Origin of the sequence: Thalassotalea mangrovi, assembly GCF_005116735.1 — a bacterium.
In the GTDB taxonomy this organism is placed as follows: domain Bacteria; phylum Pseudomonadota; class Gammaproteobacteria; order Enterobacterales; family Alteromonadaceae; genus Thalassotalea_A; species Thalassotalea_A mangrovi.
In genome coordinates this window covers 1-24,661 of sequence record NZ_SWDB01000028.1, presented here as the reverse complement: position 1 = coordinate 24,661, position 24,661 = coordinate 1, and the positions used below count along the sequence as shown (strand labels likewise).

The window sequence follows — 24,661 nt, the reverse complement described above, 5'->3', positions numbered from 1 at the left end:
AAAGCGGGTATTAACGGATGCGTCTGCGCATTCCTGCCATCACCATCAAGGCCAGAAGTGCCAGGATAGAGTTACTACCACCAGACTTTTTCTTTTCCTGTCCTGGTGGTTGCGGCGGATATTCACAGCTACCGTCATCGGTATTGGCGTTTTCATCAAAGTTGGTTGCCGTATCATCGGTACAACCCAGTTCAATGCCATCAGATTCAACCGTAAGCATGAATCTGGTTACCGCAGCATCGCCTGCATTGACACTATCGGACACTTTTACCATCACTTCAACGGTACCGTTATAACCGGTTTCTGGAGTCAGGGTAACCATGCTACCTGATTCATGACCGGAAACTTCCGCAGTGACATTGTCAGCCATCACTTCAATGATGTTACTTACCGGATTCTCATCCGCATAGTTCACTTTGAAGCTTGCTTGTTCACCTTCCATGATAGTGATATCGCCGATTTCAGCAATCTGGATATTACCAGTCACATCGAGGGTTAACGATAACTGTTCATTTTCAGAACCAACCAGGCCATTTTCCAGTTCGATAACGTGGGTTTGTCCAGCCGCCGCTTCCGATACATAAGCCTGGAAGCTGACGTTGAATCGTGATTCTTCCGGACCGGTATAATCCATACAAACAACGAACTCATCGCTCACAACTTCATCGAGGTTGTTAAAGGCAACGGAGTCACCAATGTTGAGATCCATCGGGATATCGCCATCAATCAGGACTCTGCCATCTGCCGCTTTAAAGCCGATTGAACCCTGAGCATCTGCCAGCTCGACATTGTCGTAGGCGAACATCATTTCATATTCACCAGGCTCAAAATTAATGTTCATTCTCATGAACATTTCAAAGTCGACCATCTGGCCATCGCTGTAGGCACGCTCAACGTTATCCCATTCCAGTACTAACCATTCTCTGTCCCAGGTATAAGTTGGTGTTACACCGGCATTAAGATGGTGGTTTGGATAAACGGAATCGACACGTTCTGGGATTGTATTATCACCAACCCAGAAAGGGGCGATGATATACTTCGGTGGTGGTGGGAAGGCCGCCCCGCGAGGAAACTCGACATGGTTAGGCGTTGCCCGTCCTTGAGTGCCAAACGTTATAAAACCTGCCGGGTTAATCTTCATCGAGGTGAAGTGATACTTGTTAAAGAATGGGAAGGCAATATCTTCATCCCAGCTCATCAAGTCTTTCAATGAATATTCATACTCGTTGTAGTAACGTCCTTGCACATCTTCCAGGGTTCGCCATCCAAAAGGTCTTAAATCAATATAACCCGGATACGGTGATCTACCTGCAGTCAGGGAACACATCTCATCCGTTACGTTGGTTGTAACTTTATAATTACGAACAACATCACGGGTCGTTTCCTGAGTACCAGTTAACGACAGTACATTGTCAGTTAGTTCCGGTGTTGCTGGCGTTGCATTCGAGGCGACAATGCTGTCAGGAATGATCTGAATACTGTCTGGCAGGGTCGCCTGCAGGGTGAAGTCACGGGCTTGTTGCTCATTATTCGCAATGACACTGATATTGAAATCAACGATATCACCAGCTTTTGCTTTAGGTTGAGCAACAGTGAACGTCACGTCTTCATCAACTTGCGTGATAGTCACCGGAATAAAACCAAGGTTACCTTTATCGTTGGCGTTTGAACCAATATCAAAGCCACCGAAATAGTAATCACCGATTTCCATGTCTGGTAACTGGTAGTTTAATTTCAGTTGATACTCTTCGTAGCCCGGGATTTGCTCCGCACCCGTAATGGTGAGGTTTTGGTTATCACCATTTATCACCGCGGTCACAAAAGAAATTTCCCGGCCCATGTCCTCTTCATTCCAGCCTGGACGATCGGTATTCATGATCACGGTCCAGTAGGTGCCCGGGTTTGGATCGACAACGGAGCAGAAATTCGCCGAGTTGTAGTCGGTAGACATACATAACAATTCGTCATAGCTTGCATGACCATCATTATTTAAATCTTGTCCCATGAACACCAGGGCATCATTGACATTGTCACCAACAACACGGCTGATCAGCATTTTACTGCCTTCGCTAACCTCGGTTAATTCCACATGGTTAACGTTGACCATTTCCAAAGCTTCGTTTTCAGTCAGGTTAAACGGATCTTCGCTGCTCTCGTCATAATAAAGATGGGCGGTTTCACCCATGCCTTTGACCAGGCCATAGCTTTGCGTTGACAACTCAGTGATCTCACGAGTATTAAACGGTCCAATATTGGTGGTAGCCGAGGTACGGTGCGCGTTGATCATTACGTGATCGGGCAAACCCGAGTTACCGTTATAGGTCCATACCGGCAACTCTAATACCGGAGAATCGTCGGCAGGGGTTAAGATTACCTGGCCTTGATTACCGGTCAAATCATAGAATTTAACCGCACTGTTGGACTTTTTCGATCTGGCAGTGACAACAATTGACTGGGTTTCACCGGCTTTAATGTCGAACGACATAGGTTCAACTTCAATATCAAAGTCGCCAATCCAGGTCTCAGTCGATACTTGATAGCTACCATCTTTGGTGGCTTTAAAGTTACGAACAAATGAACATTCGCTGACACACTCTGTATCGACCATATAAGCCGTGTTCAGGCGTTTCTCAAACCCACCTAAATTCGGGTTTTCAGCCTGCATGTTTTCCATCGACTCATCAAGTATCAGGCCAGCTTTGTCAGCCAGGTCTACATTCATTCGACCCGCACCCATGTCCTGTAAGCCGGAATCCCAACCACTAGGTGAATAACTGTCGAGGAAGGTGGAATTCTGTAAGTCATTGCTGGCGGTTAATAGCAACGCTGATTGAATTTCCATCGGTGACCAGTCAGGGTGAGACTGGCGCAAAATAGCAGCAGCACCGGCAACATGTGGGCTCGCCATCGACGTACCTGACATGCTCATCCAGTCAGCAGTACCAGGGTTATTGGTAAACGGCTGATCATCTGAGCCAGGTGCGTATACGTCTACACCCGGTGCAGCGATATCGACGACTAGTGTATCCAGACCAAAATAAGAAGGACCGCGGCTGGAAAAGTAAGCCATCATTTCATCTTCGACGTCTTCTTCATAAGCTTCTGTCGGTGTGATAGTACCCATGTGGCCTTTACCAGATGCCATCCAGTCAACTAAATCCATGCCATCGGCATAAGTAATATGTATTGCTGGCAGCGGATGCGGTACTGCTGGAATTGGGCTATTGTCCTGCCAACTGGAGCGGTTATATACCACCATACCTTCGGCACCACCTTCAGCAATATTGGCAGCCTTATAATACAGTGGGCTGCTGCTGCGCTTACAGACAACAATCACATTTTGCTGGCTTTCATCAATATCCAGGGTTTCAGGATCGTCGGCCAGATCGAATGTACCTTCAGGATATGGCTTATCACAGTTTGCCATATTCCAGGAGTAATTCTCATTAGGGTTTGGGAAATCTGCAGCGTTAACCAACAGACCAGAGATTTCTTCAAAGGTGATGGATACACCAGACATGGGTTGTGGTGCTTCTGTATCACCGCCAGACAGGTTCGTTAGGTGCTTATCCTTGAAACCTGCTTTTTTGCTTGGCGTGTGGGCACCCACACTGGTCAGCCATGGCGATGAGTGATCGGCAGTTCCCAGATAATCACCATTGTTACCGGCCGCTGCGGCGATAAAGATACCGGATTGGGCTGCATTAAAGAACGCCTGTTCAATCGGATCCAGCCATGGATCTTGTTCCAGGCCACCGATAGAGAAGTTGATAACATCAACGTTATCGATCACCGCCTGCTCAATTGCAGACAGTAATGCTGTGTGAGGACATCCGGCATAAGGGTCACCTTGTCCACCAGGCCAACATACCTGATAAGAAATAATATTCGCGTGTGGCGCCATACCCGATGCCTGAGGGAAAATCAGGTTGGTATCCATGCCTGAGCCTTGCGGCGCGCTGTCTTTCAGCTTGTATGGTACATCATAAATAATGTTACCGGCCGTGGTACCGGCAACGTGAGAACCGTGACTGTGATAATCTTCACCGTTTTCTGGGCGGGATTCGGCAAATACCGGATCCGAATAAGCCTGGGTGATTTCCGGGTAAGAGTAGACACCAATGAGTTTATCATTACACAATTGGGGCGAGTCGACACAGTCACCGAGGAAGGTATCTGCACCTAGTGGATTGGTATGTACATAGCCATCACCGCCTACTTCGGCAAATGACGGGTGATCGGTGTTGATCCCGGTATCAATGATACCGACAACGATACCTTCACCCATGTTGTCGCCGTGGACAGGGTGTTGCCAGACTTTATCCGCACCGGTCTGGCCGATAGTGCCACTGGTTTGTAACTCGTAGATTTTTGAGCGGGTAATGTGTTTGACGCCAGGAACTTTGGCCAGGCGAATCGCTTCATCCTGGGTCATTTGGGTGGTAAAACCGTTCAACGCCACGCTGAATTCGCGCTCTGGATGAATGTTTAGTCCTTGCAGGCGGCTGGCATTTTGTACAAATTGCTGGCGCTTGCTATCCAGGTAACTGCGATAGCTGGCGATATCTGGTTGTGCCAGGTTCAGCGGTTGGTTTTTAGTTTGTCGTGCCGCCAAAACATGACGTTGGGTAGCCGCATAGCCTTGTAATTCACCGCCATAAGTTGCAACAGGCTGATCTTCCAGTTGTACAATGTAGGTCTGTACGCCGCTGATATCGGCTTCAGCCTGAAATACTTTATGTTGCTTTTTGGTTTGCTGGTTGGCGATGCCCGGGTATTCGGCTCGCTCCAGCGGTTTTGGCGCCTGATAGTCGGCTGGTGCTTCTAACCAGCCAGACTGCGGCGCATTGGTGGCGCTGGCGCCAACGGCACTGGCGTACAGTGCTGAGGCTACCACCACAGAAACTTTCTTTAAGTTAAACATAAAAGTCCTTTAACTTTTAAATTAATGAGTTACAGGTTTTTACCGTCAAAATGATGGCATAAAACCTGCGGTTTTTAACTTTGTTAGATTCCTGTGGTTAGCAAATTCGGTCAATGAATTGGCAAACTAAAGTACAGTTTGATACAGGTTGGTACAAATTGAGGGCTGAGTTTTTAGTTGTGTGATTGAACGGGCAGGCAATCATCGAACTGGCTCCCTGAAATGGAGCAACATCATCGTTACCTTGGGTCGGGAGCGAACAGTGAATCATTTCCCTCATATCGAAGGGATGTTGATTGCGGTCGCTGATCCTTATCCAGGGCGCAGTTAGGGTGTGGAATTCGTATGGTAAATCGAGCGCCGTTCAGGGTAGGGCAGCTATCGACCCGTAACTGACCTTGTTGCCAGATACATAATTGCTTGACGATGGCGAGGCCTAAACCCACACCTTGATATATTTCTTCATTACCCTTTTCATCCTGATTAAATGCTTTTAGTAGCCCGGCCTTTTTATTTTCGGCGATGCCAGGTCCATCATCGCTGACGGATAACTCCCAATATGTCGATGCCTGTTGAATTGACACGATGATACGCTTGCGGGCAAAACGAACCGCATTGCCAAGCAGATTTTGCAGGATTCGTTGAAAACTTCGCTGATCGACAAAGATATTCTGCTGCTGATCGGTCAGGTTAATGTCCAGGTCGCTATATACTGAAAACTTGCTAATGCACGGCATAATGAGGTCACCACTGGTATATGACCGGTATACAAACTGCGGTTTGCATTGTTGAAACTCAGCATAAGTGAGAAACTCTTCGACCAGTATTTCCAGCTCAACCAGATCCTGCATTAAGTCAACATTTTTCAGACTGTGGCATTGCTCATCATCATGCACCTCAAGCGCAAACTTGGCCCTTGAGATTGGCGTCAGAAAATCGTGCGAAACTGCGTTGATCAGCTCCCTTTGGGTTGTTACCCGACGACTGAGTTGTTGACTCATATGATTGAAGGTGTCACCAATATCTTTGATCATTGAAAATCGTGAGAATTGGATATCTTTCCCTAGTACACCGCGACTTATGGCGTAGGTAGCAAGTTGCAGGCGATTTAAATCGCGGAACAAGGGCCAGCTGCCGAGAAAAACCGCGACGGCGATGCTCAGGTAAAAGATAAACTTAATTAATGAGGCATTGTCATCGCCGGTAGCCGTAAATGGACCAAAGATTGTTACCTCAGTGGCATTGTCATTTAACTGATAAAAGTACCATTGCTGCAGGCTGTCCTCGACCGTTAGTATCTGCCCTGTCTGCAGTTGCTGATACAGTTCCTGTGATAAGTGCAGGCTGTCTAACGGCACCTTACTCAACAGGCTGTCGGCATTTATGTTGTCGGGGTGTTCACCATTGTTGAGGTAGCTTTCAATTAATTGTTTTTCCAGGTTGCTGAGTCGTCCGGTCTGGCTGTAATAGGTCTCAAGAAACCAGGCGCTGGTGCCCAGGCACAAAGCGCAGGTGAGATAAAGCGAAAGATAAAGGCGGAACATAGACTATTGCCAGGCATTGGGCATAAAAATGTAACCTTTACCCCAAACGGTTTTTATTTTTTCCGGACCATTCACATCATCGCCCAGTTTTTTACGCAGACGACTGACCCGACCATCAATAGTGCGATTCATACCATCATATTGGCGACCTATGGTTTTATCGAATAGTTGTTCTCGGCTAACCATTTCACCGGGCTTACTGGCAAGTTGCACTAATATGGAAAATTCCGCATTGGTAAGTTGTAAAGATTGACCATCAATAAATGCCTGCATTTGTGATTTATTGATATCCAGGGAGCCAAATTTCATTGCCGGGTAGCGATTCTGTAATGAGGGAGTCGTGTGTTTACGGCGTAAACAGCGGTTGATTCTTGCTAACAGAATCGATGGGCTTACCGGTTTTGTCAGGTAATCTTCAGCGCCCAGGTCTAAGCCTGCTATATGGTCGATTTGGCTTTGTCTTGCGGTCATAAAAATAACCGGCGAAGTGGTGATTTGTTTGAGTTCGCGAAACACTTCAAAACCATCCATATCTGCCAGACCAATATCAAGGAGTATCAGGTCATAGGTTTGCGTTTGCGCGGCAAACACCGCGGGATACCCCTGCTCATGGTGGGTAACGGTAAAGCCATGACTTTGCAGGTAACGACTAACCAGTTTGGCCAGCTTGCAATCATCTTCTATGTATAATATTGAATGTTGATCCATTTAAAAGATACTCCAGGCTATACGACGTCTGGGGTTGCGCTCGTTAACGTGGAGAATTTCAATACGCTGGGTCGCTAACAGTTTGGTTTGTTCCCTGTTGGTAATGTCAATGCGGATATCCTCGTGACTCAACAGCTCCAACGAATATTTCTCCATGCTGGCCGGCAGGTCGCAAAATATTCGGACCTGGCGCTCATAAATTTTGAGACAGACCTGGAAATGGTCATTAACATGCCAGGACAGATTTGTCGTCAGGCGGCATTGATCATCTTTGCTCAGGCAACGGTTCGGCGATATCTCAAAATACTGTCGTGGCTGCTGGGCGTAAACCCATTGTGAGCCCAGTACCAGCAGGGCTATCAGATAAGTTGTACTTTGCTTCACGAGTCTGCCCATCCTAAAAGCTCCAGGCAAATCCCGCAAAGAAAGAATATAAATGTTGCTGCTCCAGCAATGGGCTCTCATTCAACATCGAGTCGAGACGCTGGGCTCGGGCTTCGGCAATAAAATCCCATTGCTGGTTAATGTTGTAACGATAGCTGATCTTTATACTGGTATTGAGCGCTGAATCAGGCTGAAATCGGCCAAATCCGGCGACCCAGTCGGCTAATCTGGTGCCATAGTAATATTGCAGTAAATCCTCACTCTGATATTGCAACTCGAGGCTGGTTAACCATAAGTGTGATTGTCCGTGCCAGGCTTTGGCAATACTCACAAATGCTTCATTACCATGATGATAATTACTAACCTCCTGGTACCAGGCGGCACTGAGGCGCCAGTCTTGCCAGTCGTGATTGACTTCCATACCGGCGAGAACGGATATCTTTCTGTCATCGATTCGCTCCATATTGCCGCGCATAAGGGGAAGCTCTGTGATCGCTTTTTGCTGACTTGGTCCACCATCACTCATGAAAGGACGCTGAAAAAAGGCGGCACCCGCGGAAGCTGCTAACAAATCATCGATGAAATACAGGCCGTCTTCATTAACCCGGGTTAAAAAGGAAAAGGTGGTGGAGTGATTTTGCCAGGGAGTATAAATCAACTGACTGTTGTTGATCGCAAAATCACCCCAGTAGAATTCGAATTTTGGGATCAGGACTAAGGGAATGTCTCGACCCTGGTATACCGGGTTATCAACTTTTCCATAGCCAGCAGCCATACCCAGATGCCAACCTGACTGCGCCTGGTAAATATCTTCATAGCTTTGTTTGGCTTGCGTCTTAGATACAGACAGAATAATCAGCGTACAAACACAAGTGTTGCGTAGTATTGTTTTTATTCTGTCGCCACTTTTTGACCACATTTATTATTCGTAACAACTTACTTCTACTGACCTTATCTTTATGGTCAGGTCCGGTTTGAGTCAATGATTCTTGTGTACCATTTTGTATCAATCAGGCACACGAAATCGAAGATTTAGTTTCTAGCACAAGAAATCAAAGATTTAGTTTCGAGCACACGAAATCAAAGATTTAGTTTCGAGCACACAATTGGAAATCGTTCCTAGCATGCAATCGAAGATTGCGCCTAGCAACTAGCTGCTAGGAATGTAATGTGCTAGGAACGCAGTGTGCCAGGAATGCAATGTGCCAGGAATGCAATGTGCTAGGAACGCAGTGTGCCAGGAATGCAGTGTGCCAGGAATGCAGTGTGCCAGGAATGCAATGTGCTAGGAATGTAATGTGCCAGGAACGCAGTGTGCCAGGAATGCAATGTGCTAGGAATGCAGTGTGCTCGAAATGCAATGTGCCAGGAATACAGTGTGCTCGAAATGCAATGTGCTTTTTCTGCTGATATACTGCGCTTCTGTTTGCTAATTTTTGCAATGTATTCAATAGACATGGCGCAGTTAATTCACATATTGCTTCCTTCATTTTTACGACGTGTAATGCGGGCGTATGAAATCAAAGCCATCATTCGCGACAGTGGGGCAGAGCTGAGCCGAATTGGCCGTTCCCGCAATTGGCGGTTATCTGCAAATCGCGATCAGTTAACGACACTTATCCATTCGTTAGAGCAAACCGAGGAAGTCAGTTGGCAATGGGTGCTGAAGAAAATTAAAGAAAGCCGTGGCCAGCTTACCGAAAAAGAATTAGTAAACCTGGTTTCCAGAAATCCGGGGATTAGTGTCAAGGAACTGGTGGTTCTGGCTAACTGCACCATCGCCGAAGCCCGTTCAGCAATTGATATCTATGAGTGGCAGGATGAAAACTAGTTGGTTAACCTTTATTTAACATGGTTTTCTATGGCTAGTTATTTTGTACGTATATCCGAAAACGGATTGTTTTATACTATCTTTCATGAACTTATAAACGGTTGGTAGTCTAGAGCCGATTATTTCGCAAATGACAATTCGATGAATTATAGTTTGCAACTTTGTGAAAGTTTTTTATTTTAACTATCTGATTTTAATTGATTTAACTGGTTTTGGGTCGGTTTCATCTCCTCGTGAAAATGCCGTTGTCACACTCCTGTAATAATTTCTACATCAAATCACCATATTACTAAAACAAAACTGTCATTTTTGCTCAGTACTATGATTGGGAATTTTTTATTTCTATTCTCTGCGGAGCAGCAAAATGCAAAACAAAATAACACAGTTGTTTAAGTTCAGCGCGATTGCGGCAGGTCTTACATTGGCCGGTTGTGGTGGCGATATCAATCTTGAATCGAACGTCGATAACTCTGTTGGTGATACCATCATCAACAATGGTGGCGACGGTGACGGTGGCGGCAGTAACGTAGAACTGCCAGGTGTTGGTTCGTCAGCGCTTACCGCAGAAGTTACTGCGGCTTTAGGTTTTGACGTTCAGGTGCAAATCCTTCGTGACCCCATTCTTGAAGATACAACCTTATTGTCATCAGCCAATGGCAAGCCAGTATTTTATGCGATCAGTGAAGACCTGCAGGTCGGTACTGGTGCTGCGAATGTTGCCGACAAAGTGAATTTAACCATTGAGCCGGGTGCGGTATTGTTCGGACAATCGGGTAATGATTACCTGCTGGTACACCGTGACGGTAAAATTAATGCTGAAGGTAGCGCCTCTAAGCCAATTATCTTTACGTCACTGCAGGATGTTAAGGGTGAAGAAACCACCGCCGGTCAATGGGGGGGGTTGGTTATTTTAGGTAATGCGCCTTCTAATAAATGCCCTTCTGATGGCAGTGATTGTGCGCTGCAGGTCGAAGGCGTTGCCGAAGGCGGTGTCTTCGGTGGTGATAACTGGGAAGATGATTCCGGTGTTTTAAAATATGTAATTGTTAAATATGCGGGTTATGAAATTGCCCCAGACAACGAATTAAACGGTATTACCTTTGGTGGTGTCGGTTCAGCAACTGACGTTGATTACATTCAGGTACACGCCAACGCTGATGATGGTGTCGAGTTTTTCGGCGGCGCGGTAAACGTTAAACACTTAGTGTTAACCGGCAATAAAGACGACTCTATCGACTGGGATAACGGCTACCGTGGCATGATGCAGCACGTTTATGTTGCCCACGCGGCTAATGCCGGTGAAGCAAACCGTGCCATCGAAGCCGATAACGATGGTTCTACACCGGATAAAGAGCCACAATCCAATCCTGCGATTGCTAATATGACCATCATAGGTAATAACTTCGATACTGCCGATAAAGATTCAGAAGGTATTTATCTGCGTGAGGGTACCGCGGCGCGCATTTATAACACGGTTGTGACCGGTCCTTCAGAAATGGGTGAGTGTCTGGAATTTGAAGGTGGTGATGTTTCTTCCGTTACCGTCGATAACGCCAATTCCGGCAAAATTATCATCCAGAACTCGGTCATGGCTTGTGCCAATGGCGAAAACTTCAAAGATGCCAAAGCCGCTGATGGCAGCGTATTGCTGGATCTGGAAAGCTGGTTTTTGGCAGAGACCTCGAACAGTGTTTATTCATCTATCCTGGTTAGCTCTGACGGTACGCCAGATGCCAATTCGCCATTATTAGGTGCGGGTCAGGATGTGGCTAACACGGAAGGTGCATTTTTCGATACCACCGACTACATCGGTGCGTTTGATGGCAATAATGACTGGCGTCAGGGCTGGGCATTCGGTTTTGGTGGCGGTGAAGTGACGGCTGCCGTGGAAGCTGAAGGCTGTCCGGCTGGCACCACTGCCATTTCTCCGGTAAATGGTACTACGACCTGTGAAATCTCTGGTCAACTGACCGCTAACCTGACCTTAACCAGCAATAACCTATACGCTCTCGACGGTCCGGTATTTGTTGGTGGTGATAATGTTGACTCTGCGGTACTGAATATCGAAGCCGGTACCACCATTTTTGGTCGTTCAGGTGATGATTACCTGGTAGTGAGCCGTGGTTCGCAAATCAATGCCATGGGTACTCAGGCAAATCCAATCACCTTCACATCAAGCGAAGATGTTAATGGCGGAATCACAGGTTCTGGCCAGTGGGGTGGAATTGTTCTGCTGGGTAATGCGCCATCAAACAAATGTCCTACCGACGGCAGTGCCTGTGCCCTTCAGGTTGAAGGCGTCCAGGAAGGTGCGGTATTCGGTGGTACTCAGGAAGATGACAGCTCGGGTACACTTCGCTATGTCGTCGTAAAGCACGCCGGGTACGAAATCGCTCCGGATAACGAACTAAATGGTATTACCTTTGGTGGTGTCGGTAGCGGTACAAAAGTTGAGTACATCCAGGTTCACGAAAATGCTGACGATGGTATCGAGTTCTTCGGTGGTAACGTTAATGCCAAGTATGTGGTACTGACATCAAACAAAGATGACAGTGTTGACTGGGATAATGGCTTTAAAGGCAACCTGCAATACGTATTGGTTAAGCACGATGCCAATAATGGTGAATCTAACCGGGCCATTGAAGCGGACAATGATGGTTCAACCCCGGGTAAGCAACCGCAATCCAACCCGACCATTGCCAATATGACCATTATCGGTAATGACTTCGACACCGCCGACAAAGATTCAGAAGGTATCTACCTACGTGAAGGTACTCGCGCCCAGCTACACAACTTTGTAGTAACCGGTAGCGCAGGTATGGGTGAGTGTTTCGAAATGGAAGCGGGCCTTACCGTTGACCAGGCACTAAATGGCGACACAGTGATCACCAACTCGGTATTTGCCTGTGGTGAGAACTTCAAGAATACCGCAGAATCTGACGGCACGGCGTTTGATTTAGGTACCTGGGTGCTGGGTCAAATGGGTAACTCTGTACAGGCATCACAAGCAGACGTGCTTGATGGCATCTTTACCATCGATACCACTGCACCTAAAAGCTTTGCTGGCGATGCGTTCTTCGATGATGCCAACCACATCGGTGCGGTAAGTGCTGATAATGACTGGACTGCAGGATGGACTGTGGGCTTGGAATAGCCTAGAGGGGCTCCTGAATATTCGAGGTTAACTTTTGTTCATTTGCGAAGAGCGTATCGTCGATTCATGCGTGTTAACGAAGCATGGGGAGTGATAACTCAAATGAATTCTTCGAACAGCGTTTGTTTTAAATCTGAACTTCGTTTTATCTCATCGACGTACGTATGGTACGCCGAAGAGATAAAGCCTTGCCCAGATTCCAAACAATTCACTGCAAAAGCCAACCCTGAAAACTCAGCAGCCCCTACAGCGAATAGGGTGTTGTCTGTAAAAACAACACCCTTCATTCGTTGAACGCTAGAGCAGCTACATCAAAGACATTCTTTGATGCCATTCTCAAGAGGTTGAAAATGAAAACACAATTAAAAACATTTCAGTTATCCCTGCTTAGTACGTCGGTATTAACGGCAATGCTATCCACCGCTCCGGGTGTTACCCTGGCGCAGGATGATGCCGAACAGGAAGCGATAGAAGAAGTTGTCGTAAAAGCCAGTCGCCTGAAGGGTACAGCCAGTGCGGTAATTGAAGAACGTAAGAATCAGGCGTTTGTTGCCGATATTCTCGGTGCCGAACAAATCGCCCGTACCGGTGATAGTGATGCGGCAGCGGCCCTGCGCCGGGTTACCGGTTTGACTCTGGTTGACGGCAAGTTCATCTACGTTCGCGGTTTAGGAGAACGCTACTCCAGTACGTCACTGAACGGTGCCGCGGTACCAAGTCCGGATCCGACCCGTACCGTTATTCCATTGGATTTATTTCCATCGGCCATTATTGAATCTCTGTCGGTACAAAAATCCTATTCGGCATCAATGCCTGCTCACTTCGGTGGCGGTAGCGTTGATATTCGCTTAAAAACCATTCCATCCGAATTTACCTTACAGGTCGGCGGAAATATCGGTGGTAACACCGACAACTTTGATGATGGTTTTACCTACAACGGTGGTGACAACGATTGGTACGGTGAAGACGATGGAACTCGCGCGGCTCCTGCCCGCCTGCAAGAGTTGTGGCGCAGCTACCAAGGTCTGGATAGCGTAACGCAACAGGAAAATCGTGAGATTGCCGCTCAGTTTAACCGGGATTATGACCCCTACATGGATAGTGTCGATCCGGATTTTGGCTTAGACCTGGCCTTGGGTGATCGTTTCGATTTTGACGATGTTTTTGGCCAGGATCTGCGCGTCGGTTATCTCACATCTCTGTCCTATGATAATGAGTGGCAGGTAACCGAGCAGTACGAAGGACAGGATTTTACCGAACAGCAAGATGGTAGCTGGTCGCTGGTTCGCGGTTTTGACCAGGTTGATGCAACCGAGCACAGTGTGCGATTCTCCGGTATGTTTAACTTAGGTTTTGAATATGCCCGTGATCATCGCCTTGATTTCAGCACCATTATTCTTCGCGACACCCGTGATGAAGTGAAAGTGAAGCTGGGTAATACCAATAACGTATTATTGAGCGACGGATTGCGTGTTCGCGATAACGAAACCATTTATGAAGAACGTCAGTTTTTGGCCAATCAACTGCGTGGTCAACATAATTTCCCGGCCCTAAATTACCTGGGATTTGACTGGAAGTATTCCAATGCCCGTTCCAGCCGTTATGCACCGGGCAACGTAACTACCCGATTTATCCTCGCCGATGAGAATGAAGACGGTATCTTCGACCTGGAAACGGAAAGTTCGTTACGCAAGGCGACGACCGCTTCACGTTATACCTTCCAGGATCTGAATGACCGTGTTGAAAATTACGGTTTCAATGTTTCATTACCGTTAACCTGGGATCGCAGCGAAATTGAATTAAAGGCCGGTGGCGATTTTATTGAAAAATCCCGTGATGCCTTTGCCCGTCGAATTGACTGGAATACACTGGCTTTTGCCAACTATGATTTAGCCGGATTTGCTGTTAATGATATCCTCACTGACGATGCCATTTTAAATCAGCCATTTAATGGTAATGAGCGCATCATTCGTGATACATCGGTCGCTGGTGATGACTATCTGTCAGCACAAATGGTAGATGCCTATTATGGTGAAATCGACTGGTTTTACGATAATACCTGGCGTGTTAGTGCAGGTGTTCGCTGGGAAGATTTTCGCCAGGTTGTGGCACCGCTGGATCCGGCAACAGGCCAGTTCGATATTCCTTCTGAGCCGACGGTCGACGATCTCGCTAAACTGGCGTTTAAAGAAGACGATATTTACCCAGCCGTGGCGCTAACCTACGTGCTGGACCAAGAAATGCAGTTCCGCGCTTCTTATGGTGAAAGTGCCGTGCGCCCGGATATCCGAGAAGTCGCACCGGCGACCTACATCGACCCGCTCACGGAGTTCCCGGTCGGCGGTACGCCAAGGGTGGTTTCCACCCAGGTGAAAAACTACGATTTGCGTTGGGAATGGTATATGGACACCGGTGAGAACTTATCGGTGGGGTTGTTCTACAAGGATATGATCAAACCGATTGAAGCGGTTCAGTCTCCGGCTCAGGATGGTCCGCCACTGATCCGAATTGCCAATGCCGAAGATGGTGAAGTTTATGGCATTGAAGCGGAATTCTTAAAGGACTTCAATTTCTTAGGTGGCATCGGTGAAGATATCTTCCTATCTGGTAATGTTACTGTTTCAGATTCCGAGATAAATATCGATACTCAGAATGTTGTTGAACAAACCGGTGTATCCACCACGGTTACTAACCCGACACGTCGTATGACCGGGCACAGTGAATACGTGATTAACCTGAACCTGGGTTGGGATGCGCCGAATGGCAATCACAGTGCCACGCTGGCTTACAATGTGTTTGGTGACCGTATCATCATTCCAGGCATTGACGGCAGGGATGATGCTTATGAGCAGCCATTTCACTCCATCGATTTTGTTTACACCTATTACCCAACGTATTCATCGACGTTGAAGTTTAAAGTAAACAACCTTCTCGATGAGAAAAAGCAGATCGAGTTTGAAGACACCTTATTGCGTTCTTCAACCTACGGTGTTGGCTTTGATGTTGCGTTTAAGTGGGACTTTTAACAAGCTGTAAGCCGTAAGCTTTAAGCGGTAAGTAAAAGCGTTAAGTTGACTCAAAAGGAGCTATTACAGCTCCTTTTGCTTTTTAGAGACGAGAAACGAGAAACTAGAAACGAGGAGAAGCCACTTAACGCTTACAGCTTGTCGCTTACAGCTTCTTATCGCTTAAAGCTCCTTTACGGCGTCGTCACCGGCCTGAACCGATTGATACAGGTTAACTGGCACACTTTAGCCGAATCCTGTACCCGCTGGCTGCAGCCATCCTGCATTGCCTGGTCATTAAGGCCGCAGGCTTCATAGCCGGCGTAGGCATTCTTGGCACAGGAATAAACGCACTGGCTGTACTCGTCGCTTACATTGTTCTGCCAGTATTCCGGAGCCAGGAAAAACCTCGCTTCCGGGGTCATGAAAATGCTCGGTTGCTGGCCTTCGAGCCCGGCGGTCATGGTGGCAATGATCTTGGTATGAGTATCTTTGGCCAGGGTATTGTTGATTTGCTGAGCCTGTTCGAGCATTTGCACCCGATTTTCCAAGGCGGCAATTTCATCAGAGTTACTGCTGCAACCGCTAATAACAAACAACACGCTTGTCACGATGGTGATGATATGTGCATTGGCTTTCATCGATAACCTCCTACAGACGGTCTTATACCAATCACATTAAATTATTGCTCACTCAGTGAGAATTTAAAGGCTTTTAGACAAGGCTTTGATTGCAGAGAATGGTTATTCCGTTATCTCAAAATCAACCAAAATCAGGAATGCAGTTCAAACGCCTTTAAAACTCACCCGTAGGGAGTGAGTGAGAGGCCCATTTACGGCCCTATATTTCATTAATATAGAATGACTATATCAATGAAATCTATGTTGTAACTGAACCTCTGCCCTAACTCTGAGTTGTGCACAAACTTAATGTGATTGGTATTATTACAGCATAGTAGAACTCTGGCATTTGCGCGATTCAGGCCATTTACCCGCGAGCAAACGACTATTTGTTGGTGACAAAAAAGTGAATCCATTCATGATGTTGCAACAAAACTGTCATCTTCATTAAAGTGCAACATAGCTGCAACCAAATTGTCATATTCCCTCACTACACTTTATCCCAAGTGAAAAAAGCTTAGGTTTCGCCACAAAAGGCTGAAGCAATGCAGAATTTTTAAAATCAAGGGTAAGTTATGAAACCATCCAATAAGGTGTTCGCTGCAATCGTTCTTGGCAGCAGTGCACTTTCCTTAAGCGGCTATGCGTTTGAAAATGAAGCAGCTACTGAAAAGCAGTTAACTCAGGTCGTTAGCAATTCTCAGCAAATTAATGCTTCCGCGGAAAAATCGCAGCAGCGCATTGATAATTACAACGATCAGATCCAAAGCAAGTTGCAACAGTTCAAAACTCTCAGCAAAGAGGTCGATGGTCTGAAAGTCTATAACGAACAGATGCAACGCCAATTGGACAACCAATTGCAGGAGCTGCAACAACTTCAGGATTCGATGCAACAGGTCAGCATTATTGAGCGTCAAATCTCGCCGTTGATGACACGGATGATCGACACTCTCGATCAGTTTATCGCCCTCGATGTCCCGTTTTTAGAAGAAGAGCGCAGCAACCGCATTGCCGATTTAAAAGGCATGCTCGACCGTGCCAATGTTTCGGTATCGGAAAAATTCCGTCGTGTACTGGAGGCCTATCAGGTGGAAACCGATTACGGCCGAACCATTGAAGCCTACACCGGCTTACTGACCGTCGACGGTAGTGAGCGTGATGTCGACTTTTTAAGAATTGGTCGGGTCAGTTTAATTTACCAGACACGTGATGGTTCTCACCTTGGCATTTGGGATCAGGAATCTCGCCAATGGCAGGCGCTACCTACCAGCATGCGTTCTGACATCAATAAAGGACTGCGCATTGCCCGCAAACAATTGGCCCCAGACTTAATTGTCGTGCCAGTGAATTCGGCTAAATAACAGGGACTGGGTAACTCAATGAAATTATTAACAGCAATTGTATCGAATAAAGCAATGAACATCATGAATATGCCATTTTTTAATAAGTCAGCGGTGAAAGTCATAGCATCGGGTCTATGTACTCTGGCCCTGGCTGGCACCGCCCAGGCACAACAAGCAAAATCACTGGATGAGCTATTATCGCAGCTTGAACAGGGAAAAATAGCGCAAAGCAAACAAAACCAGCAACGTGAAGCGGAATTTTTAGCCAAACGTGCAGAGCAGGATGCGATGCTTAAACAGGTTAATAACGAACGCATCGAGCAGGTAACGTTAAGCACCACACTGGAACGTAATTATCAGGAAAACGAGGTTAAGTTAGCCAACCAGGCCGAAGCGCTAAACAAACGCATGGGCGAGCTGAAAGAGTTGTTTGGGGTGTTGCAGCAAGTTGCTGGTGATACCAAAAGCAAGTTTCAAAATTCGGTGATTTCGGCGCAAATCCCGGGTCGTGAAGCGTTTCTTGATGATTTGGCACAGTCTATGGGGTCAACCTCAAAACTGGCATCGATTGAAGATATTGAAAAGCTGTGGTTTGAGCTACAACGGGAAATGACCGAAAGCGCTAAAGTCGCAAAGTTTCAGCGTCAGGTTGTTAAAGCCGATGGTGAGAGTGTCAATACAGAAGTTATTAGGGTTGGTAACTTTAACCTGATAAGCAACGGCAGCTACCTTGAGTATATCAATGCAACGGGCAGCGTTGCGGAGCTACAACGTCAGCCATCTTCGCGTTATTTAGCGACCGCATCAGCACTTGAGTCCGCCAACAATGAGCAGGTTGCTTTCGCACTAGACCCAACCGGTGGTTCAATTTTATCCCTTCTGGTTCAGGCTCCGAATAATCAGGAGCGCATCGAGCAAGGTGGTACCGTCGGTTATATCATTCTGGCCATCGGCGCAATCGGACTGTTGATCGCACTGGAGCGCTTTGTGTCCTTGTTCCTGATTGGTCGTAAGGTAAATCGCCAACTTAAAAATGACCAGGCAACCAATGATAATCCACTTGGCCGGGTGATGCTGGTAAAAGAGCAAAACCCATCGGCTGATGTCGATACTCTGGAACTGAAATTATCAGAATCCATTTTGCGCGAACAGCCTAAGCTTTCCAGTAAACTGACGATGATTAAGATTATCTCCGTCGTCGCACCACTTATCGGACTGTTGGGTACGGTGACCGGGATGATCAATACCTTCCAGGCGATTACGTTATTCGGTACTGGTGACCCGAAACTGATGGCTGGCGGTATTTCCCAGGCTCTGGTAACCACGGTACTTGGTCTGGTAGTCGCCATTCCCATGGTATTTCTGTTTACCATGCTGAATACCCGCAGCCGCAATATCATCAGCATTCTGCAGCAACAAAGTGCTGGCATCATTGCTGAACGTTCGGAAAAAGGAGCGTAAGCCATGCTCTTTTTCATCGAAATGATGAATGATATTCGGGAGTTCATGGACACAGGTGGCCAGGTTCTCCTGGTCATTGCCGCCGTCGTTTGCCTGATGTGGTTGTTGATTTTCGAACGTCTGATTTACATCTTTTATCGCTACCGTGGCATCAAAAAGACCATGTTAAATACCTGGCAACGGCGGACGGTTGCAACCACGAAACGGGAAAGCTGGAACAGCGAACAGATTCGCCAGGCGCTAATTTCCCGGGGCAGCAATGGCCTCAACCAGAATTTGCCATTAATTCATTCATTAGTTGTGTTATGTCCACTGTTAGGTCTGCTGGGTACAGTGACCGGGATGATTGAAGTATTTGATGTGATGGCCATCTCAGGTAGTGGTAACGCTCGCTCAATGGCTTCCGGTGTATCGAAAGCAACGATACCAACAATGGCCGGAATGGTTGGCTCACTGTCTGGGGTATTTGCCTCGAGCTTTTTACAACGCTTCGCGAAACGCGAAACAGAATTACTGGAAGATGCAATGCCAACCGCGCACTAATCGTGTTGCGAGTGCAGGCTATTACGCCAGAAATATTTAGGAAATTGTTATGCGATCACAATTAACGAAAGTTCTTCAAGAGCAGGAAGAAAATGAAGAAATTAATATGACACCAATGCTGGATGTTGTCTTTATCCTGCTCATCTTTTTTATCGTAACGGCTTCGTTCGTAAAGGAAGCAGGTATCGAGGTCAATCGCCCGGAAGCGGCTACCGCTTTGAAAAAAGAACGTGCCAATATCCTGGTGGCGATCAGTGATAAGGGTGAAGTCTGGATTAATAAGCGTCGTGTTGATATTCGCGCTGTACAAGCGAACATTGAGCGCCTTAAAGCGGAAAACCCACAGGGCACAGTAGTCATTCAGGCGGATAAAAAGGCCACCACCGAGGTATTAATTAAGGTGATGGATTCTGCCAGGGCGGCTGGTGTATTTGATGTATCCATAGCCGCACAAGAGGCCTGACAATGAGATATTTACTTGCCCTTGGCCTGGCAGTGTTTGTCACCTTTGGCTTGTTTTGGGGAATGCAGACACTGATTAGCTCAGGCAATGAAGCCATGTCTGAGCCACCAAAAGGCAGAGTACTGGATTTTATCCGCCTGAAGCAGGAAGAGACGGTTGAAACGAAAAAGCGCAAGCCGGTGAAACCGAAAAAGCCGGAGCAACCGCCACCGCAGAATATGACTCCAAATGTTGCCAAATCCAATCCAAACGATATGGCAACAACCAGCAGTTTTAGTGCTGATATCCAGGCCGATGTTGCGCTTTCAGGGGGGCTGGGGCTTGATACCAGTGATGGTGAATATTTACCGATAGTGAAAGTTGCACCCATCTACCCACGTCGGGCGCAATCACGGGGAATTGAAGGCTACGTCATTGTCGAATTTACGGTGACAACCAACGGTTCGGTGCGCGATCCAATGGTCGTTGAAGCCGAGCCTGAAGGTATCTTTGACCAGGCGGCCATGGATGCGGCGTTAAAGTTCAAATACAAACCCCGGGTGGTAAATGGTAAGCCGCAGGAAGTGGCTGGTGTGCAGAATAAAATCACTTTTGAAATCGATGGTTAACTGGTTAGGAGAGCTCAATGAAATTTTCTAAATCCGTATTGTTTGTCCTTGGATCGTCCTTGCTGTTTTGCGCTCAGGATTGGTCGGGTGCAGCAACAAGCGGAATCTTTAATCAGGCCCAGGCAGAAGAGTCGCCGTCGCGAAAAACCAAGCGAGTACCGGCAATGCGAGAACGGGTTTACGGCCAGTTGGCCCGAGCCCAGAAGATGGCAGATGCAGGAAACGCGCAACAAGGCATCGAAGTACTGGATGCGGTCAAAGACAGGTTGTCGAGCCTCAACAGTTACGAGAAAGCCATGCTGTTTAATTTTTATGGCTTCTTGTATTACGGTATTGATGATATTGATAATGCCATTGCCAACTTTGAAATGGTGGTCAGTGATAAAGACGGCATCACCGATGCGCTGTATATGTCGACCTTGTACTCCCTGGCACAACTACACATGCAAAAGCAGGATTATATCCGTGCCGAGCAAGCCTTGAAAAAATGGCAGGCCGAAAAAGATGGTGAGTTAACGGCGAATGAGCATGTGCTGTTTGCCCAGGTTTTTTATCAACAGAAGAATTATCACAAAGCTTTGAATTCCATTGATAATGCGATTGCCATCAGTGAACAAAATGGTGACGAGCTGCGCGAAAACTGGTTGATATTAAAACGTGCCGCCCATTACGAGCTCAAGCAACCGAAACAGGTGACACAAGTGATGGAGCAAATGGTGCGCCTGTTTAATAAACCTCAGTACTGGTTACAACTGTCGGGTATGTACGGAGAAATTGGTGAAGAAGATAAGCAACTGGCGGTAATGGAAGCTTCCTGGCAGGCTGGTTATATCACTAAGGAAGAAGACATTATGACGCTGGCGCAACTCTATGTTTATCATCAGTTACCTTTTAAAGCCGCAACCTTGTTGCAAGGGGCGATGGACGATGGCTCATTAACGGTTAACCTGCAACGCCTGCAGTTATTGGCACAAAGTTATATGCTCGCCAAGGAAGACGACAAGGCGATACCGGTGTTAGTGCGAGCCAGTAAAATCAGTGATACGGGGGAGTTTGATGCGCAGCTGGCGCAGGCGTACCTGAATCTGGAGCAATGGCAGCAGGCCATTGATGCGGCTGAGCAGGCGTTAAACCGAGGTGGTATAGACAACGTTGGTGACATGCATTTAGCCATGGGCATTGGGCACTTTAACCTGAAACGATTTGAACAATCCCTGTTAGCCTTTGCCCAGGCAGAAGAGATTGCCGATGTTGCAAAAACGGCGCAACAGTGGAGCCAATACGTGGAGCGGGAAAAGGGCTATCAGATGCAACTGGCGCAGGTTAAAAATTAGGTAAATCAAGGGGTCAGAGTCTGTGACTCTGACCCCTTGATTTATCACCAGATCCTGACCCGCTGCTCAGCGGGCAGAAACATCCTTTCGTCTTCCTGGATATCAAAAGCCCGATAAAAGGCATCCATATTACGAACCGCACCGTTGACCCGGTAGCGCAGCGGCAGATAATCCTCCTGTTGCTGCATTTGTTCTAATCTTTGCGGGCTGTACAGGGTACGCCAACGCTGAGCGTAGCCAATAAAAAAGCGTTGGAGTCCGGTAAAACCATCAATCGATGTGCCATTTCTACCAGAAAGCGCCCGTTGATATCCGCGCAGCGCAACCGACAAACTATTAATATCCGATAAGCTTCTATCTAATGTCTGTACTCCATTAACCATCGGAAACTGTGGTGCTGGCAAATTAGTTTGTTCCGAGCCGCCATCAGAGCTGTCATAAGAGCTATCAGTCGACTCTTCACTACCTTGTTGTTCAACAGGAACACTGCCATCCGGAACGTTTGCTGTCAGTTCGGTATTGATTTCCTCACTGCTATTAATCGGCGGAAACTCCTCATTAACCGGGGCTGGCATATTTTCCGGTTGTGATAAACTTTCGCTTTGGTTTGACTCAGGCAAGGTTTCAGTTTCAGGGGCCTCCATGTTTTCATCGTCTCTGGCATCAGAGCCGACGCCGTCTTTGGGCTGTTCAGATGAGTTTTCTTCGTCAATTTCTTCGAGTAATTTGGCGGCGGCAAGTGCTTTCGCCTCCGCTTCGGCCTCCGCTTTGGCCAGCAGTGCGTGGGCATGAAGTTGTGTTTCGTGTTCAATGCTTAGTGCTAGCGTATCGTATTGACCGGCTACGTTTGCTGCCAGTTGCAGATATTCTCGTTTGTCACGGTTTTGCCACCAGGGCTGATAAATCCCTTCATCGTCAAAATTTCTACCGTTATTATCGATACTGGCAATCAAGGCCTCGGCGATCACAGAGCCCATAGCGCCATAATTTATCGCTTGATCGGCCCCAGGATCATAGAGTGGCGGCTGCATCGCACCTGTAGGAATAATGAGTTGGTTTAACTCTGGCTGGTACGTTACATGCACCGATTGCGGAAGTTGTTGCCAACGTTCGCGGTCAACATCCTGATTTAACAGCATTAGTTGTTGTTGATATTGAAATATGGCAGCTCGCTGCTGATTACCAAAATAATCGTCAAAGCGGATCTCCAGGTTTTGGTAATCCTGCCAAATCGTTGGGCCACCCACTTGAACCTGCATCTCTGCTAATTTATCCAGTGCCATGTCCAGGGTATCGCCATCAAGCCAGTCAATATCATCAAGCCAGTAAGCGAGGGCGAAAACCTGATTGCGGACAATCTGTTGTACGCTTCTCGATACCTGAGTGGTCAGGTGCTCTTTCAAATAGGTCTTGCCAACGATATCACCGAGGACATCATTGACAACGTTGACGGCACGCCACTTAGCACTTCTCATTGCTCGTTGCTGGTTTAGCGTTTTCCCATAGAAGGCGAAATGCTGGCGGGCAAAACTCTGAGTCAAATGATTGGCATTGGCATGAATCGCATGCCAGGTAAAATACAGTTTCCAGTCTTCTAGCTCGGTAGTAACCAGCATTTCATTGAGGCCACGCAGATAATCAATTTGTGGCACGACCAGTTCGACGTTTTTAGACAAACCAGCATCTTCGACAAATTCTTTCCAGTCAAAATAAGGCATGATTTGCGGCAGGTTATGGTAGAGAAATTTGTTATAAAGTTTGTTCTTGTCACGGTTGTCTGGTTTGTCTTCGTGATGATTGGCAAGCTCAGTTTCCAGAGCGATGACTTTACTGGCGTTGAGCTCAGCATCTTCAATCCCGGCAAGCTCAAACATACTTACTATGTGCTGGCGATAAGCACCGCGGATATCACGATATTTTTGCTCGTCACTTAAATAATGTTGCTTATCTGGCAGGCCAAGTCCCGCCTGCCAGGTTGTCAGCATATACCGTGACGTATCTTCCAGGTCGATTTCAACGCTTAATGCAAACGGCGGGTTGTAGTCCGCTTTGTTGGCAAAGGCCAGGTAGCGGGCGAAATCGGCATTAGACTCAATCGCGTTAATTTGCTCGAGCACCGGCTTTAATGGCGCAATCCCCATCGAGTTACGACGTTTAAAATCTAAAAACGACTGATACAGATCGCCAACTTTTTGTTCGTCAGTGCCGTGCCCATAGCGGGTTCTGGCGGCCCGTTCAATGATTTGTAAGATGGCATCGTGAGAGCGCTGTTCGAGCTCATCGAAAACATCGTATTGGTGAAGTTCGCTCGGCAGTACGCCATATTGTTGCCAGTGACCGTTAACATATTGATGAAAGTTTTTACCGGGAGATTCTTCCAGCAGCATGTTTTCCAGGTCAATGCCAGAGCGGTAGGATACGGGGGTTGCCTGACGAGATCCCGAAGTACAGGCGAGTAAGGTGAGCAGTAAAAATGTTGAAATCAGGTACTTGACCATGAGGTTTTCCATTTCTTGCGCAGCAATCTTCCAGACTGCGAACTATTGTTATTGCTTAATGAATTAACTATAGCCAAGAATCAGAAAAACGGGGGTAGGGAAGTGAGCAGAAATGGATGTTAAATGCAGAAGAATTTAAGGGGTTGAAATTAAAGGTGATAGATAAATCAAGGGGTCAGAGTCTGAGCTATCCCCACAAATAATTCAGAGAAAACAAGGGAATAAATAGATAAATTCGAAG

At 47.0% G+C, this 24,661-nt stretch carries 16 protein-coding genes; 9 read left to right on the top strand and 7 right to left on the bottom strand.

Features of this window, described 5'->3' with window-relative positions; translation table 11 throughout:
- Nucleotides 1-10: 10 nt before the first annotated feature.
- From E8M12_RS11390 to E8M12_RS11370, 5 genes are all read right to left on the bottom strand, one after another.
- Nucleotides 11-4,924, bottom strand: a complete 4,914-nt coding sequence (locus E8M12_RS11390; RefSeq protein WP_136736271.1) for a S8 family serine peptidase — start codon at nucleotides 4,922-4,924, stop codon at nucleotides 11-13.
- Between the two features lie 239 nt (nucleotides 4,925-5,163).
- Nucleotides 5,164-6,468 carry an ATP-binding protein gene (locus E8M12_RS11385; RefSeq protein ID WP_136736270.1) on the bottom strand — a complete coding sequence of 435 codons (1,305 nt, stop codon included), beginning with the start codon at nucleotides 6,466-6,468 and terminating at the stop codon, nucleotides 5,164-5,166.
- A 3-nt stretch (nucleotides 6,469-6,471) separates the two neighbouring features.
- Nucleotides 6,472-7,176, bottom strand: a complete 705-nt coding sequence (locus E8M12_RS11380; protein ID WP_136736269.1) for a response regulator transcription factor — start codon at nucleotides 7,174-7,176, stop codon at nucleotides 6,472-6,474.
- Nucleotides 7,177-7,572 (bottom strand): DUF3019 domain-containing protein, encoded by a 396-nt coding sequence (locus tag E8M12_RS11375; RefSeq protein WP_169303128.1) that lies wholly within the window; start codon nucleotides 7,570-7,572, stop codon nucleotides 7,177-7,179.
- A 1-nt stretch (nucleotide 7,573) separates the two neighbouring features.
- On the bottom strand, nucleotides 7,574-8,479 hold the full coding sequence (locus E8M12_RS11370; protein ID WP_136736267.1) for a MipA/OmpV family protein: 906 nt from the start codon (nucleotides 8,477-8,479) through the stop codon (nucleotides 7,574-7,576).
- A 420-nt stretch (nucleotides 8,480-8,899) separates the two neighbouring features.
- Between E8M12_RS11370 and E8M12_RS11365 the strand changes: the two genes are divergently transcribed.
- The 3 genes from E8M12_RS11365 (at nucleotide 8,900) to E8M12_RS11355 (ending at nucleotide 15,571) form a co-directional block, all read left to right on the top strand.
- Nucleotides 8,900-9,391 (top strand): ribosome recycling factor family protein, encoded by a 492-nt coding sequence (locus tag E8M12_RS11365; protein WP_136736266.1) that lies wholly within the window; start codon nucleotides 8,900-8,902, stop codon nucleotides 9,389-9,391.
- 364 nt (nucleotides 9,392-9,755) lie between these two features.
- Complete coding sequence (locus E8M12_RS11360) at nucleotides 9,756-12,545, top strand: beta-helix domain-containing protein (protein WP_136736265.1); 2,790 nt, start codon at nucleotides 9,756-9,758, stop codon at nucleotides 12,543-12,545.
- A gap of 350 nt (nucleotides 12,546-12,895) precedes the next feature.
- Nucleotides 12,896-15,571: a TonB-dependent receptor domain-containing protein gene (locus E8M12_RS11355; protein WP_136736264.1), complete on the top strand. Its 2,676-nt coding sequence runs from the start codon at nucleotides 12,896-12,898 to the stop codon at nucleotides 15,569-15,571.
- Between the two features lie 173 nt (nucleotides 15,572-15,744).
- Here E8M12_RS11355 and E8M12_RS11350 read toward each other — a convergent pair whose 3' ends face one another.
- A complete protein-coding gene (locus tag E8M12_RS11350) occupies nucleotides 15,745-16,191 on the bottom strand; it encodes a hypothetical protein (RefSeq protein ID WP_136736263.1) in 447 nt (148 codons plus the stop codon).
- A 554-nt stretch (nucleotides 16,192-16,745) separates the two neighbouring features.
- Here E8M12_RS11350 and E8M12_RS11345 point away from each other — a divergent pair.
- From E8M12_RS11345 to E8M12_RS11320, 6 genes are all read left to right on the top strand, one after another.
- On the top strand, nucleotides 16,746-17,531 hold the full coding sequence (locus tag E8M12_RS11345; protein ID WP_136736262.1) for a DUF3450 domain-containing protein: 786 nt from the start codon (nucleotides 16,746-16,748) through the stop codon (nucleotides 17,529-17,531).
- A gap of 69 nt (nucleotides 17,532-17,600) precedes the next feature.
- Nucleotides 17,601-18,974: a MotA/TolQ/ExbB proton channel family protein gene (locus tag E8M12_RS11340; protein ID WP_136736342.1), complete on the top strand. Its 1,374-nt coding sequence runs from the start codon at nucleotides 17,601-17,603 to the stop codon at nucleotides 18,972-18,974.
- Between the two features lie 3 nt (nucleotides 18,975-18,977).
- Nucleotides 18,978-19,517 (top strand): MotA/TolQ/ExbB proton channel family protein, encoded by a 540-nt coding sequence (locus tag E8M12_RS11335; RefSeq protein ID WP_136736261.1) that lies wholly within the window; start codon nucleotides 18,978-18,980, stop codon nucleotides 19,515-19,517.
- 49 nt (nucleotides 19,518-19,566) lie between these two features.
- Complete coding sequence (locus tag E8M12_RS11330; RefSeq protein ID WP_136736260.1) at nucleotides 19,567-19,980, top strand: ExbD/TolR family protein; 414 nt, start codon at nucleotides 19,567-19,569, stop codon at nucleotides 19,978-19,980.
- 2 nt (nucleotides 19,981-19,982) lie between these two features.
- Nucleotides 19,983-20,588 (top strand): energy transducer TonB, encoded by a 606-nt coding sequence (locus E8M12_RS11325; RefSeq protein ID WP_136736259.1) that lies wholly within the window; start codon nucleotides 19,983-19,985, stop codon nucleotides 20,586-20,588.
- 17 nt (nucleotides 20,589-20,605) lie between these two features.
- On the top strand, nucleotides 20,606-21,922 hold the full coding sequence (locus tag E8M12_RS11320) for a tetratricopeptide repeat protein (RefSeq protein ID WP_136736258.1): 1,317 nt from the start codon (nucleotides 20,606-20,608) through the stop codon (nucleotides 21,920-21,922).
- Between the two features lie 44 nt (nucleotides 21,923-21,966).
- Here the strand turns inward: E8M12_RS11320 and E8M12_RS11315 are convergent, their stop codons facing one another.
- A complete protein-coding gene (locus tag E8M12_RS11315) occupies nucleotides 21,967-24,420 on the bottom strand; it encodes a M13 family metallopeptidase (protein WP_169303127.1) in 2,454 nt (817 codons plus the stop codon).
- Nucleotides 24,421-24,661 lie beyond the last annotated feature (241 nt).

Coding starts and splice junctions, on each gene's coding strand:
- E8M12_RS11390 (WP_136736271.1), bottom strand. CDS start 4,924: ATGTTTAACTTAAAGAAAGTTTCTGTGGTGGTAGCCTCAGCACTGTAC.
- E8M12_RS11385 (WP_136736270.1), bottom strand. CDS start 6,468: ATGTTCCGCCTTTATCTTTCGCTTTATCTCACCTGCGCTTTGTGCCTG.
- E8M12_RS11380 (WP_136736269.1), bottom strand. CDS start 7,176: ATGGATCAACATTCAATATTATACATAGAAGATGATTGCAAGCTGGCC.
- E8M12_RS11375 (WP_169303128.1), bottom strand. CDS start 7,572: ATGGGCAGACTCGTGAAGCAAAGTACAACTTATCTGATAGCCCTGCTG.
- E8M12_RS11370 (WP_136736267.1), bottom strand. CDS start 8,479: ATGTGGTCAAAAAGTGGCGACAGAATAAAAACAATACTACGCAACACT.
- E8M12_RS11365 (WP_136736266.1), top strand. CDS start 8,900: ATGCAGTGTGCTCGAAATGCAATGTGCCAGGAATACAGTGTGCTCGAA.
- E8M12_RS11360 (WP_136736265.1), top strand. CDS start 9,756: ATGCAAAACAAAATAACACAGTTGTTTAAGTTCAGCGCGATTGCGGCA.
- E8M12_RS11355 (WP_136736264.1), top strand. CDS start 12,896: ATGAAAACACAATTAAAAACATTTCAGTTATCCCTGCTTAGTACGTCG.
- E8M12_RS11350 (WP_136736263.1), bottom strand. CDS start 16,191: ATGAAAGCCAATGCACATATCATCACCATCGTGACAAGCGTGTTGTTT.
- E8M12_RS11345 (WP_136736262.1), top strand. CDS start 16,746: ATGAAACCATCCAATAAGGTGTTCGCTGCAATCGTTCTTGGCAGCAGT.
- E8M12_RS11340 (WP_136736342.1), top strand. CDS start 17,601: ATGCCATTTTTTAATAAGTCAGCGGTGAAAGTCATAGCATCGGGTCTA.
- E8M12_RS11335 (WP_136736261.1), top strand. CDS start 18,978: ATGCTCTTTTTCATCGAAATGATGAATGATATTCGGGAGTTCATGGAC.
- E8M12_RS11330 (WP_136736260.1), top strand. CDS start 19,567: ATGCGATCACAATTAACGAAAGTTCTTCAAGAGCAGGAAGAAAATGAA.
- E8M12_RS11325 (WP_136736259.1), top strand. CDS start 19,983: ATGAGATATTTACTTGCCCTTGGCCTGGCAGTGTTTGTCACCTTTGGC.
- E8M12_RS11320 (WP_136736258.1), top strand. CDS start 20,606: ATGAAATTTTCTAAATCCGTATTGTTTGTCCTTGGATCGTCCTTGCTG.
- E8M12_RS11315 (WP_169303127.1), bottom strand. CDS start 24,420: ATGGTCAAGTACCTGATTTCAACATTTTTACTGCTCACCTTACTCGCC.